This window comes from Hallella bergensis DSM 17361 (assembly GCF_000160535.1).
GTDB lineage: Bacteria > Bacteroidota > Bacteroidia > Bacteroidales > Bacteroidaceae > Prevotella > Prevotella bergensis.
In genome coordinates this window covers 772,035-783,736 of sequence record NZ_GG704780.1, presented here as the reverse complement: position 1 = coordinate 783,736, position 11,702 = coordinate 772,035, and the positions used below count along the sequence as shown (strand labels likewise).

Below are 11,702 nucleotides of genomic sequence, written 5' to 3'. Positions count from 1 at the left end.
GTGGCTGAAAAGAGGGAGCAAGTAGTGGCTACGAAGTTTGTGCAGTGGGACGTTCCCCCTTTGGAGAGCCTTTGTAACAGCAAAGTATATCTACTGCGTGCAAAACTCAATCGTGGCGAGTGTATGAGCCGTGAGGAAAAGAATTGGCTATGTGAAGCGGTGAACTCTAACACCTATTTCCGCACAGCCGTTCTACTGCAAGGCTATCGCTTTGACTTCTTTGATGTACTGAAGAAATATCTTGTCAATCAGTACGGACAATGGACAGAGTATCACGCACCCGACCGCACCAGCCTAAGAGCCTACCTATATGGACGCATCAATCAAATAGTAGAAATCCCAAAATACTAAGCAATATGAAAGGAACAGAACATTTCACACGGACAATAGCCGAGTATCTCAATCAGCGTGCTATGACAGACCCTTTGTTTGCCTCTAACTTGATGAAACCGAACAAGAATATCGAGGAGTGTATCACCTACATTCTTAATGAAGTGCAGAAAAGCGGTTGCAACGGATTTGATGATGATGAAATCTACTCAATGGCAGTTCACTACTACGATGAGGACAATATAGAGATTGGCAAGGCTACCAATTGCCAAGTAATGGTCAATCACATTGTAGAACTCACAGAGGAAGAAAAAGCCGAAGCAAGGCAGGAAGCCATTAAGCAATATCAGCGTGAGGAACTTGCCAAGTTACAGAGCCGTAACGCACGAGTGAAAAAGACCGAGAATGTAGCAACCCATGTACAACCATCACTATTTGATATTTAAGCCTATGAAACCGAGAAACAAATTTGAAAAGGCAGTTTTGGAACAAAGCAAGTATCTTTGCCCGATAACCAAGACACAAAGTAAGTGGGCATTCCGTGAGTGCATAGACCACTTCGCCTACCGCTTGCCAAAAGGTCGCACCACTTGTATGGATTGTGGGCATAGTTGGGTAATGGACAAACATAGAGTAACTTGCACTTGCCCTCATTGCAGGGCTAAGTTGCAGGTCAAGGAAACATTCCAAAGGAAATTGCAGCAGAAACACTATTTCACGACACTCACCGCTTGCGGAGAATACCAAGTGTTGCGAATGTTCCTCCTCGTCGCTGAAATGAAGAAAGGTTGCAAGGCAGAGTACTACGCACTTGAAATCGGGCAGTATTGGTGGAACGCACAAGGACGAAAGACGATTGTTGCCGTTCAGAGAGTATTGGGAAGATACGTTGACACATTCTCCTATTGTGTACCTATGGCAATCCGCAACGACAACGATGCCTACCGATACGCAGCCTATTCGCAGATATATCCAAAGTTCAAGGTTACAGACATACTTCGCAGAAATGGTTTTAAGGATAATTTCTATGGCATCGTGCCTACCCAGTTTATTCCTACATTGCTTACAGACAGCCGTGTGGAAACATTGCTAAAGGCAGGTCGCACAGACCATTTACGTTACTTTCTTGGCAACAAGAGGACTTTTGAGGAACTATGGCAGTCCTACAAGATTGCAGTCCGTAACGGCTATGAGATGGCAGACATTTCCCTTTGGTGTGACTATGTAGACACACTCTTCAGGTTGGGCAAGGATATTCACAACCCAAAATTTCTTTGCCCCACAGACCTTAAAGGTGAACACGACCGCAGACACGAGGAACTTCTCAGATTGCGTGAAAGGGAGGAGATAGAACAGAAGCAAAAGAAGGCAATGGAAGATGAAAAGCGTTTCAAAGAACTTAAATCCAAGTTTTTCGGTATCCATTTCACGGACGGCACAATCCAAGTTCACGTATTGGAGAGCGTGCAGGAACATTTGGAAGAAGGTGTATCAATGCATCATTGCGTATTCTCCAACGAATATTATCTTAAAGAGGACTCACTAATCCTATCGGCAACCATTGAGGGCAAGCGGATAGAAACAATAGAAGTATCACTGAAATCATTGGAGGTGGTGCAAAGTCGTGGCGTGTGCAACAAGAACACTGAATACCACGAGCAGATAGTAAACCTTGTGAATGCTAATCGAGGACTTATAAGTCGAAGAATGAAAGCAACAGCATAACAAAAGAAAGTTTACAGAGTTCGGACGCAATATGTCTTTGAAGGAGTGTTAGATGTGGTTGCGGAGAGCAAAGAAGACGTACGGCAGAAAGTCCTGCAACATTGTGGGTTGGTTATGAGTGGAAGCATTCACAGCACTTTGCCCGATGATGAGATAAATTTTTCGAGCAATGCTCTCAACAACTCGTGGGCGTTTGACAGACATCCCAACAAACGAATAGACAGAATAACGAAAGTGCAGAAACAGCATCTTGAATAAGACCACGAGCCACACAAACTGAAATTTGCGTGGCTTCTTTTCTTTGTCTTTGAACGAGCAGGCGACCAAAGAAAAGAAGCAAAAGAAAGTCGCAGGAAATTGCATTTCATATTTGCTAAGGAAAAAAGAATAAGGCAAACTCCACTTGTCTACGCTTGACCAATACATTCAAAATCTTTCCCTTATACTGGCAAAACGCAACAAACTCCCGATAGAAATTTCTATTTGCCGACTCTATCTTTCTCAACAGTCGCCTTTTTGGATGCTTGCCATAACCAAGCAATTTCCCTACGCACACAGTGTTGGCAAGCAAAGCTAATATTAGGGCATCCTTACTATAGCCTTTGAAAGTTTTATACAAAACACATTCGCAATATCTTCTATCTTATCCGCAATGATATTTTGTGATTTCTTATACACATACCATAGAGAGTATCCCAAATAAAAACCACTATTATTGGCGATTGCAGGAACGAAGCAGATATCGTACTTTTGCAAAATTAAGAAATAAACATTTTTGACAAGAAGATAATGACAAACAGACAAAGTAATTCCTACCAAGGAATGATGGAGCATTATGATGACCTGTTGACAGGACGAAAATGGTGGTCAAGAATATACATGCGTTTGATTTGGAACGAGGATGTTAATCTCTTGGCTCGGAAAGTGCTTGATTTTATACCGAACGACTTTCTGGGACGACTGCTTGACGTTCCTGTTGGCACTGCCGTTTTTACTGCGGAGAAGTATCGCCAGATGAAAGATGCCCAGATTGTTTGTTTAGACTATTCGGAAGAAATGATAGCCATTGCGACTTTGCGAAAAGAAACGGAGGAGATAACCAACTTGTCTTTGGAACAAGGAGATGTTGGAGAACTTCCCTATGCCAACGAATTCTTTGACTGCGTACTGTCGATGAACGGCTTTCAAGCTTTCCCTGATAAAGAGAAAGCCTTTGCCGAGATTTTCCGTGTGCTGAAACCCGGTGGTTTCTTCTGCGGTTGCTTTTATGTCAAGGGGGAACGCCGATTGGCTGATTTATTTGTTAAGAAAATCATGGAAAGAAAAGGATTTTTCCACCCTCCATATGACACCTTCACTAAAGCCGAGAGCCGACTTCGGAGTATGTTTGGCGATGACGTGCTGACTGAGACAATGGGCTCTGCCTGCTTGTTTAGATGTGTGAAACCTCAAAAAGAATGCGCTGAAAGCGAATAATAAACCACCAAAAACATAAAACTATGAGTATAACAACTATCATTGATGAAGAAAATATCACAATCGTACAAGGAGTCAACGGTATTCTGCTGCATCAAGAAAGGTGGATGAAAGAAAAAACTATACAAGAGGATAGCCTATCCCGCAACTCTTAATTAAGGAAGTCCTCTTTGAAAACACAGCATACAGCCTGAGCTCGGGATAAGAAAGTAGTCAACAAAGTTGGCAACCTCTCTATATTTTTGTATTTTTATTTGATTATCAATAAGTTATAAATGTTATAGCGATGATTATCAAAGGCAAAATAAAAAAGATTTTTTCTCGGTAATCATAGCTGCTATGTTTGTAATTATTTGTATGTCAGCGTTTTAAGCGTTACTGCAAATTTCGCTAATCACCAAATTTACAGACACTTATAATTCGTCGAAGTCATGTATTTACAATTTCTTTTTGGGACTATGAAGTGCCTGAGAAGTTAGTGTTTATGGGGGGGTAGTTATATCTCATCCTGCAAAACGAGCTATAGGTCAATTATTGCAACACGATGTCTATGTATGAGCAGTGTAATTCATGATATACCAATAAGATAGAATGTCAAATTACCTACTTTTGGGTATTGTCCGTCATTTGTTACAGTTGTATCTTTGCATCATAATATTTACAAATATAAACAATTGATGTGTATGAGAAAACTGTACTTTTTATTTTTTCTTTGTTTTGTTATGATTGGTTCTGTTTATGCAGAACCAAGTAAAGGTGTTGTCAAGTTCAAATCGAACAAATATGTCCCTGGTGGCAGTAAGCTGAAAGGCTTTAGGATAGAAATGCTTATCAAGGATGAATCTTCGCATGGTAGTGACGATGACACGCGTGCTCCCAAGATAGGGCAGGATGTTACTGTGGAGGGTGGCGAATTAGAGCTGGCCATGCCTGAGGGTGTTGCCGATCAAAAGTTCAACCTCTGGGTAAAGGCCCCCGAGGTTATTATCCACGGTAATCTCGTTGAACTCTCTGTAGCCAAGGGTGAGATTACGGAGATAGACATCAGTGGCTGCCCTGAACTTTATAGCCTTCGAGTAACGGAAAATCCTCTTGGGAATATTGATGTGCGCAAGAACGTCAAGCTCGGGCAACTTTGGGCCAGTTCTTGTCCTAATATCACGTCTATTGATGTGAGCAAGAACACCAATCTTAATTCACTCTCGGTGCAAGGTTGCAATCTTTCATCGCTCGTCCTTGATAATCTTTCGTTGCTCACCAACGTCTTTGCTGGTGAAAACCCCAATCTTGGGCACATTGATGTAAGCAGTCTTCCTTTGTTGGAAGAGTTGTGGGTGAATGGTAATGGTATGACTTCGCTTGATGTTTCGATGAATCCCAAACTGAAGCATCTTGAGTGTAGCAGGAATCGCCTTAGAGGACTCTCTGTTGCCAACAACCCCGATCTCATTTTTCTTTCTGTCTGGGACAATGATTTGAACGGCACTGAGATGGACGCCCTCATTAGTACATTGGTAAAAGAAACTGGTTTTAAGAAGCGTGAATTTTGTGTCTTCAACGAACGTTCAAGTCATCCCAATGTTTGTACTAAGGCTCAGGTGCAAGCCGTTTCTGAGCGTGGTTGGCAAGCCAAGCATGCTGTTTGGAGGAGATTTCTTGGCGAAGAATATTTTGTTTGGGAAGAATATGCGGGTGCTGATGACCCTACTGGCATTACGTTGCCGAAAGATGGTAGCAAGCATGATGTATGGTATGACCTGCAAGGTCGCCGTATCAGTAAACCCTCTGTTGCCGGTCTGTATATTTGCAACGGCAAAAAGGTGATAGTAAGGTGATAGTGAGGCCATGAGAAAAAGTGTGTCTGGCGACATGGCAGGTGTCAGCTGCCGTTGGAGATTTGTCGGCTGTGGCAGAACATAATAGCCTGTTGGCTGACTTCAGGCGAAGCAAGTGCTGTGCATGAACAACTATTGGGAAGATGTTCTCTGTAACGACCTTTACAATAGCTTCGACTTAGATACAAACTTCACCAAAATAGTAAATGACGTGACTTGTGAAGATGTTAGGCGTGTCCTGAACTACTTGCTCTCTCAGGGAAACCGTATTGAAGTGACAATGACAACAGATTAATAGAATTTTAATTAATAAAATTATGAAAAACAATTTTAGTAGCACGTTAATATTGGCTTTGCTGTTCTGTGCAGTGGGCACGGTGAAAGCTGCAGAGGACAATGGTGCAGTTGGAAATCAAATAAATGAGAACACGCAAAACTTGGGTGTTATGAAGTTTACCAAGGTCAACCCGGAGGAATCGAGACCTATCTACATGACATTCACTCCCACGCCTAAAAGGAATGTAAACGTTTTTCTTGAAGGTGATATAGTCAAGTGGGATGATATCCCTGATTATTCAAATCAACTGAATATGCAAATCTGGGGCGAGGGCACTTTCTGCATAAAGAGCAATGTAGAAGTTTTTGACTTCCGCCAGTGTTATTGTATTACCGATATTGACCTCACGGGCAACAAAAATCTTAAGAAGGTGACGATTGGAATCGTAGGATGCAACGAACTGAAATTTCCTGAAACGGTCGAGCAAATTAAGGTAGTAAAGACCTATATGAAGAAGGTTTTGATACCGGCAAACAATAGTCTTCAGAAGGTGGAGTTTTATAGTAATAAAGACTTTGAGACAATAGATATGGGCAAGAGCGAAAATCTTACCTACCTTGACGTGTCTTATTGTCCTAAACTTATGAAGGCAGATTTCTTGGAGTGTAAAAAACTGCGTTTGGTCGACCTGACCAAATGCCCCGCGTTGAATCCTACCCTGAATGTAACCGACATGCCCGACTTGGAGGAGATATATCTGGGATTATGCGGACTGAAGAACCTTGACCTCTCTCGATGTCCCAACTTGAAGGTTATTAGTGTCTATGGAAATGAACTTCAGGATGAGGCACTCGACCATTTCATTGCGTCTTTGCCTTCTTTTGCCGAAAACGTAGCTTCCGACCATGTAATTATTTTAAAGACAGAACTCAGCCCCGATAAGTTCAAGTGTACTTCAGCACAGCTGAATGCTATTAGAGCTAAAGGCTGGTCCCCCATGAAATTAATCCGTGGAGATAACGGCAAGCCAAAGCGTGTTCCATTTAAAGATGAAGATACTATAACAGGTATTGCAGGAATTGATGCTCATGAGAATATACAAGATGTGTGGTTTGACATAAGTGGAAGGCGAATTAAGAAACCGGTCGCTTCCGGTGTTTACATCCACAATGGTAAGAAAGTGATGATAGCAAAATAAATATTAATTTTTCAGCAGGCTACCTATAGTTGTTGGGTAGCCTGATTTGATTTTCATGTCGACATGAGAAGACTTTTTGTTTTTATCGTTTTACTTTTCTCTGTGCACTGCCTTTATGCCCAATTTGTCTCACTACAGGAAGCAGAGAGCAAGGCAAAGGCATTTGTTTTGTCAAGGCAAACGCGGGGTTCCGACAAGGCAGCCTTGGACGTGTCTTTGGCTTTTAAGTATGGTAGCAGCAGGGCGGTCGACTTCTATGCTTTTAACATTGGACGTGGCCAGGGCTTTGCCATCGTTTCTGGCGACTGCGGTACCGAGGATATTCTGGCCTATGCCGACAGTGGGGAAATTGACCTCAACGACATGCCAGATGGTATGTCCGTACTGCTCAGGTCATATCAGCAGGAACTGTCTTCCTTACGTCATGCAACATCTGCTGGAAAGGGTGGGACGTTGTCTCGCGGCAATGGTAGCAGCAACGTTCAAAGGCACATGGTTACTCCTCTGGTCAAGGCTCAGTGGAATCAGATGTGGCCCTATAATTTACAGTGCCCCATGTTGAACGGGAAACATACGCCAACAGGATGTGTTGCCACAGCTATGGCACAGATAATGTATACTCAGCGGTGCCCAGCTATAAAGACTACGCGTCCGGTTCCAGCCGACAAATATGAAAGACATGAAGTGGGCCATGAGCAAATGCCGTGGCATGCGTTCAGGTGGAATATAATGACCGATAATTATCTACAAGACAGCAACAATGAAGAAAACGAGGCGGTGGCTTACCTCATGCGACTGTGTGGAGCAGCAGTGAAAATGGAATATACCGATCAAGGATCCTCGGCTCCAGACAATCTCATCGTGCCAGCAATGGTGAATTATTTCGGGTACGACGCAGATGCCCGGCTGGTCATCAGGGATTATTACACCACCGAAGAGTGGAATGATATGATATATCAGGAGGTAGCCGCTGGACGTCCAGTTATCTATGTTGCATCGTCGCCAACCGATGGTTCGCATGCCTTTGTATGCGATGGCTATCAAAAGGGCGACTATTTCCATATTAACTGGGGATGGGGAGGGTCGCACAACGGTTTTTTCCGCTTGTCTGTACTCAACGCCTATGCTCCTGATGGATTAGGCAACACAGAAGGATATACAATCTTTCATTCAGCAGCTGTTGGGCTGCAGCCTGAAAACAATATAGTTGAGAGACCGCTCATACAAGTTTCTGAGCTAAATTTCGACAAGCAGTTGATAAGTCGGCAGGACGTAGATCAGGATTTCCCGTCCATAGCATGCACATTTTCGTTTAAGAACATCATGGCACAACCTCTTAACGTGGAAATGGCTTTGGGACTTTATGTGAACGGAAAACTTAACGATATTCTTTTCAGTCAGGAGTTCACCAATCTGCCTGCGTTTTGCGAAAAACGCTTGAATCTTTCACTCAAGCCATTCGGGCATCAGTTGGGAGATGTGAACATGTTGGGGGCCATTGTGCCATTGTGTCGAAAAAAAGATAATTCAGAATGGATGAAATGTACGAACACCGATGCTTTTATCTCAACCTTGAAGGTGAAACATTTCAAGATGAGTATAACGCGAGGCGACATGCCACATGAGAATCCGAAACTGGCTGTAGTTAATCTGCAGGTTATCGGCAGCAAGATAGCTGACGACGATCAGTTTGTCCGGGTTGTTATCTCCAACACGGGCGGCAGTTTCAGCGATCGGTTATATTTCTGTGTAAATGGTAAAATATATGGATACACGGGAGTATATCTTCCTGCTGGAGCAATAGATAGCGTGGCTTTTACGTTCAGGCCGAAACAAGTTGGACGATATGTTTTCAGTGTTGAAAACGCGCAAGGCATCCAACTCTGCCAAGGAAAAATGGATATTGTCGCCACAGATATCGGAAGCCTGTCGCTACCAGACGCATCTCAGCATGACAAGAGTCCCGATGCTGAAAAATGGTTTGATCTTAGCGGTCGCCGAATAGTGAGGCCTAATCTTCCAGGTATTTATATATTCAATGGAAGAAAGATAATTGTTTCGCAGGACAAATGAACCGATTTCCTCATGCTTTTTTGATACTAAGGAGAGAGTCAATTATATTAAAACCATCTGATGCTTCGATTATTTTAGAACAATTCTGCTTCTGTTCGAAATACCTTAAATGGTTGTAACTAAAATACTCCAGATGCAGTCCAAAAGAATCTGAGGGTTAAGCAATTGCTTCCCCCTATGTAGCATAAGATGTAAATGGGGGCCAGTGGAGCGACCAGTTGAACCAACAAGTCCGACCGCTTCACCTGGTTCCACCATTTGCCCTTGTCTCACAAGAATCCTTGACAAATGGCAATAAGTGACCACATAGTTGCCGTGTCTTATCATAACATAATTGCCACGAGATCTGTCTCTACCGGTTATGGTGATTATTCCTGGCAGCATAGCAAATGTTTCTGTTCCAATGCTAGCTCTCAAGTCTATGCCATTATGCAACCTTCTCTTTTTTGTAAAAGGATCCATTCTATATCCAAATTTGGAGGATATTTTTATAACATGCAATGGGAATGATGCAATTCTCTGGTGAGATTGACTCTGAGACAAAGTGCAAAAATAGAGCCTTACGCCCTCATTATTATCATAAGGAACACCATTTGTAATTGCTTCAACATCTTCATCCTCAATGAATTCTTCCGTGAATCTTTGGATAATGTTTGTCTTTAGATAATACGGATAATTCTTCCATCTGTGCATACCCTCAAAGTATTTTACCACAACTACTGCACGCTCAAAAGGTGGCAAGTCTGCCAGTCGTACCCTGCGCCAGGCAAGGGTCGGCTGACAGAACAGGCTGAATACACAAAGTAAAATGAAAGCATTTATCGTTCGCATCAATTACGTTCTTAGTGGCGAGAAGATACAGGCTTGTCCTTGCACTCTTCTCGCTCGTTGTTGAAACTAAAAGTCAGTCGCTGCATACCGCCCATATTGTCCTCCACGTACACGTCAATCGTCTGGCGGTCGGTGGAGAGCGAGGTGTAATAAAGGCGGAAAACGTCCTTTGTGAGCGGATAGCGGTCGTTGGGCTTGAACACTATTCTATCGTCCATTTTCAGTGTTCCCTTGCCGTCGGGCTGGAAGTATCGGATGGTGTAGCGTGTGTCAGCAAAGTCGCCCCCTCGCTTGAGCGTGCAGCATATCTCTGCCGTCTGTCCCTTGACAATGTCCTTCTGAACGGGCATCGTCTCGACAGTGAACGGATAAGACTGCTGAACATCCAGCTCCCTATCACAAGCAGATAGACAAAACACGGCAAGGGCAAGTACGCCCATTACCCATATCGAACTTAATATCTTCTTTTTCATGTTTCTTTTCTATTAAATATTAAACCTAAGTCCTGCTGATAGCGCAGGACGGAAACGATGCACGTCCGTTCCAAAGAGGAACCGTCCCTGCGCCTTTACAAGAAAGAGAATCCTGTCCGTAAGGAACACCTCCACCGAGCCGTGAACGGCTCCGCCATAGACAAAGTGGGAACGGTCGAGCAACGTAGCCCCATCGGGCAGCAGTTTTTTATCCTCGTTCAGCTGCTCATAGCCACCCAAGGCGGATATGCCACTATTGAGAAATACGTTCTTACCTCTGTCGGAGAGAACAGGGTGCATATAGCCCACCTGCAAGAGTGCATCCTTGAGCTTTACGTTATAACTTCTGTACGGCATATTCTGCTGTTCATACTCAACTCTTACAAAGGAGTAGTTCTCTCGTTTCAAGTAACGAGTAAGTGATACACTAACACCGAAGTTGTCTTTGGCAAAGAGTTTCTCACCCTTGATAAGGGGAACGCTACCAACGACTTCTATCCCTTTCTGCTTAGGAATGAGTCGCTGTGCGTGCGACGGCAGACTGAAAGTCATTACCACCGCCATACAAGCCGATAAAATGAAATTCTTCTTCATAGCACCTACCATTTGAGTTTGAGGTTGTCAATCTTCTTGGCGAGCAACAGGTCTTCCTGTCCTACATAGAAAGACAGCGTGCGCCCTCCGCTTCGCTCATAGAGCGTTACTTCAAGCTGCTTGTCTTCTGCAAGAGAAAACTGCTTGAGCGCAAACACAGTGTGTTCACTGCCCATGCCACGCACCTGCATCACCTGATGATAGGCACGAAGCGGCTGCAATACTTGTTCTTGTATGGCGGTGCGCTTTGCCACTTTCTTATCCACCACCTTAAAGGTGATAAAATCCATCGAGTAAGGCATATTCGTGCCGTTTTCCATACGGGTGTGGAAATACAGCAAGCCATTATGGGCATACAAGCCACGAAGCAGAAACTTCATACCGAACTGCTGTGCACCGATGTGCTTAATGCAGCGTCTGTCATTCTGGTAGATGGTCTGCATCATCAGCTTTACTAATACGGGCGACTCGTTACCGAGTTCCTTAAAGTAAATATCAGAGCGATTGCTTGGCAGTCGTCCGTCCGTTGGTGACAGGAAGTCCTTCATCTCTATGCTGAGCTTCTCCGGTTCATCAGCATATTTGACATTGAAAGCGTAAAACGAGCCGTCCTCGCAAATCACGCTCATGTTGGTTTCCGTCTCAAAATCCTTCATGGCAGCCTTTACACGCAGCACGTTCTCAGCATCCTCCGCCTTCCCTGCGATGATATTCTGTGAACCTAAGTCTACATAGCGGATAGCAGAAGGGAAGATAAGATGCACAGTCTTGTCAAAGGTAACGTCCAGACCATACGGCAGTACGACACGCCCATTAGGAATGGCACGGGTCATGCCTTGAAAGAGTTCGCCCGAAGAGAGAGGACGGTTAGGCATAAGCGGTGTGCCGCT

General features: G+C 43.8%; 13 protein-coding genes and 1 pseudogene. 9 read left to right on the top strand and 5 right to left on the bottom strand.

The genetic code is table 11. The features are described from left to right. The 4 genes from HMPREF0645_RS03010 to HMPREF0645_RS14150 form a co-directional block, all read left to right on the top strand. Positions 1-351: molybdenum ABC transporter ATP-binding protein (locus tag HMPREF0645_RS03010; RefSeq protein ID WP_156777827.1), on the top strand; the 351-nt coding region annotated here is incomplete at its 5' end. A gap of 5 nt (positions 352-356) precedes the next feature. Then, on the top strand, positions 357-776 hold the full coding sequence (locus tag HMPREF0645_RS03005) for a PcfK-like family protein (protein ID WP_007173372.1): 420 nt from the start codon (positions 357-359) through the stop codon (positions 774-776). A 4-nt stretch (positions 777-780) separates the two neighbouring features. After that, entirely contained in the window at positions 781-2,055 is a 1,275-nt protein-coding gene (locus HMPREF0645_RS03000) for a PcfJ domain-containing protein (RefSeq protein WP_007173371.1), read from the top strand. Between the two features lie 45 nt (positions 2,056-2,100). Then, positions 2,101-2,313, top strand: a complete 213-nt coding sequence (locus tag HMPREF0645_RS14150; protein ID WP_083793800.1) for a hypothetical protein — start codon at positions 2,101-2,103, stop codon at positions 2,311-2,313. A gap of 115 nt (positions 2,314-2,428) precedes the next feature. On the opposite strand, the pseudogene HMPREF0645_RS14145 reads toward HMPREF0645_RS14150, so the two are convergent. After that, a pseudogene (locus HMPREF0645_RS14145) lies at positions 2,429-2,671 on the bottom strand (lysozyme); the annotation flags it as partial. 173 nt (positions 2,672-2,844) lie between these two features. Between HMPREF0645_RS14145 and HMPREF0645_RS02990 the strand changes: the two are divergent. The 5 genes from HMPREF0645_RS02990 (at position 2,845) to HMPREF0645_RS02975 (ending at position 8,914) form a co-directional block, all read left to right on the top strand. After that, positions 2,845-3,531, top strand: coding sequence for a class I SAM-dependent methyltransferase (locus HMPREF0645_RS02990; RefSeq protein WP_044123157.1), 687 nt, complete (start codon positions 2,845-2,847; stop codon positions 3,529-3,531). 23 nt (positions 3,532-3,554) lie between these two features. Further along, a complete protein-coding gene (locus HMPREF0645_RS14315) occupies positions 3,555-3,686 on the top strand; it encodes a hypothetical protein (protein ID WP_007173366.1) in 132 nt (43 codons plus the stop codon). 567 nt (positions 3,687-4,253) lie between these two features. After that, positions 4,254-5,366, top strand: a complete 1,113-nt coding sequence (locus tag HMPREF0645_RS02985) for a leucine-rich repeat domain-containing protein (RefSeq protein WP_052300823.1) — start codon at positions 4,254-4,256, stop codon at positions 5,364-5,366. Positions 5,367-5,683: 317 nt separating this feature from the next. Next, complete coding sequence (locus HMPREF0645_RS02980; protein ID WP_007173363.1) at positions 5,684-6,841, top strand: leucine-rich repeat domain-containing protein; 1,158 nt, start codon at positions 5,684-5,686, stop codon at positions 6,839-6,841. A gap of 63 nt (positions 6,842-6,904) precedes the next feature. Next, positions 6,905-8,914 carry a C10 family peptidase gene (locus tag HMPREF0645_RS02975; protein WP_007173362.1) on the top strand — a complete coding sequence of 670 codons (2,010 nt, stop codon included), beginning with the start codon at positions 6,905-6,907 and terminating at the stop codon, positions 8,912-8,914. A 105-nt stretch (positions 8,915-9,019) separates the two neighbouring features. Here HMPREF0645_RS02975 and HMPREF0645_RS13780 read toward each other — a convergent pair whose 3' ends face one another. Genes HMPREF0645_RS13780 through traN form a run of 4 tightly spaced genes read right to left on the bottom strand, consistent with a single transcriptional unit; the run spans position 9,020 to position 11,687 of the window. Next, positions 9,020-9,745, bottom strand: coding sequence for a M23 family metallopeptidase (locus tag HMPREF0645_RS13780; RefSeq protein ID WP_007173361.1), 726 nt, complete (start codon positions 9,743-9,745; stop codon positions 9,020-9,022). An 11-nt stretch (positions 9,746-9,756) separates the two neighbouring features. Further along, positions 9,757-10,218: a DUF3872 domain-containing protein gene (locus tag HMPREF0645_RS02965; RefSeq protein WP_007173360.1), complete on the bottom strand. Its 462-nt coding sequence runs from the start codon at positions 10,216-10,218 to the stop codon at positions 9,757-9,759. Between the two features lie 12 nt (positions 10,219-10,230). Further along, positions 10,231-10,824 (bottom strand): conjugal transfer protein TraO, encoded by a 594-nt coding sequence (locus HMPREF0645_RS02960; protein ID WP_007173359.1) that lies wholly within the window; start codon positions 10,822-10,824, stop codon positions 10,231-10,233. Continuing rightward, entirely contained in the window at positions 10,818-11,687 is an 870-nt protein-coding gene (traN, locus tag HMPREF0645_RS02955; RefSeq protein ID WP_044123253.1) for a conjugative transposon protein TraN, read from the bottom strand. Before traN ends, HMPREF0645_RS02960 begins: the two co-directional genes overlap by 7 nt. Between the last annotated feature and the right edge of the window lie 15 nt (positions 11,688-11,702).

Coding starts and splice junctions, on each gene's coding strand:
- traN (WP_044123253.1), bottom strand. CDS start 11,687: ATGCCTAACCGTCCTCTCTCTTCGGGCGAACTCTTTCAAGGCATGACC.
- HMPREF0645_RS13780 (WP_007173361.1), bottom strand. CDS start 9,745: ATGCGAACGATAAATGCTTTCATTTTACTTTGTGTATTCAGCCTGTTC.
- HMPREF0645_RS03000 (WP_007173371.1), top strand. CDS start 781: ATGAAACCGAGAAACAAATTTGAAAAGGCAGTTTTGGAACAAAGCAAG.
- HMPREF0645_RS02990 (WP_044123157.1), top strand. CDS start 2,845: ATGACAAACAGACAAAGTAATTCCTACCAAGGAATGATGGAGCATTAT.
- HMPREF0645_RS03005 (WP_007173372.1), top strand. CDS start 357: ATGAAAGGAACAGAACATTTCACACGGACAATAGCCGAGTATCTCAAT.
- HMPREF0645_RS02965 (WP_007173360.1), bottom strand. CDS start 10,218: ATGAAAAAGAAGATATTAAGTTCGATATGGGTAATGGGCGTACTTGCC.
- HMPREF0645_RS02985 (WP_052300823.1), top strand. CDS start 4,254: ATGATTGGTTCTGTTTATGCAGAACCAAGTAAAGGTGTTGTCAAGTTC.
- HMPREF0645_RS02975 (WP_007173362.1), top strand. CDS start 6,905: ATGAGAAGACTTTTTGTTTTTATCGTTTTACTTTTCTCTGTGCACTGC.
- HMPREF0645_RS02960 (WP_007173359.1), bottom strand. CDS start 10,824: ATGGTAGGTGCTATGAAGAAGAATTTCATTTTATCGGCTTGTATGGCG.
- HMPREF0645_RS02980 (WP_007173363.1), top strand. CDS start 5,684: ATGAAAAACAATTTTAGTAGCACGTTAATATTGGCTTTGCTGTTCTGT.
- HMPREF0645_RS14315 (WP_007173366.1), top strand. CDS start 3,555: ATGAGTATAACAACTATCATTGATGAAGAAAATATCACAATCGTACAA.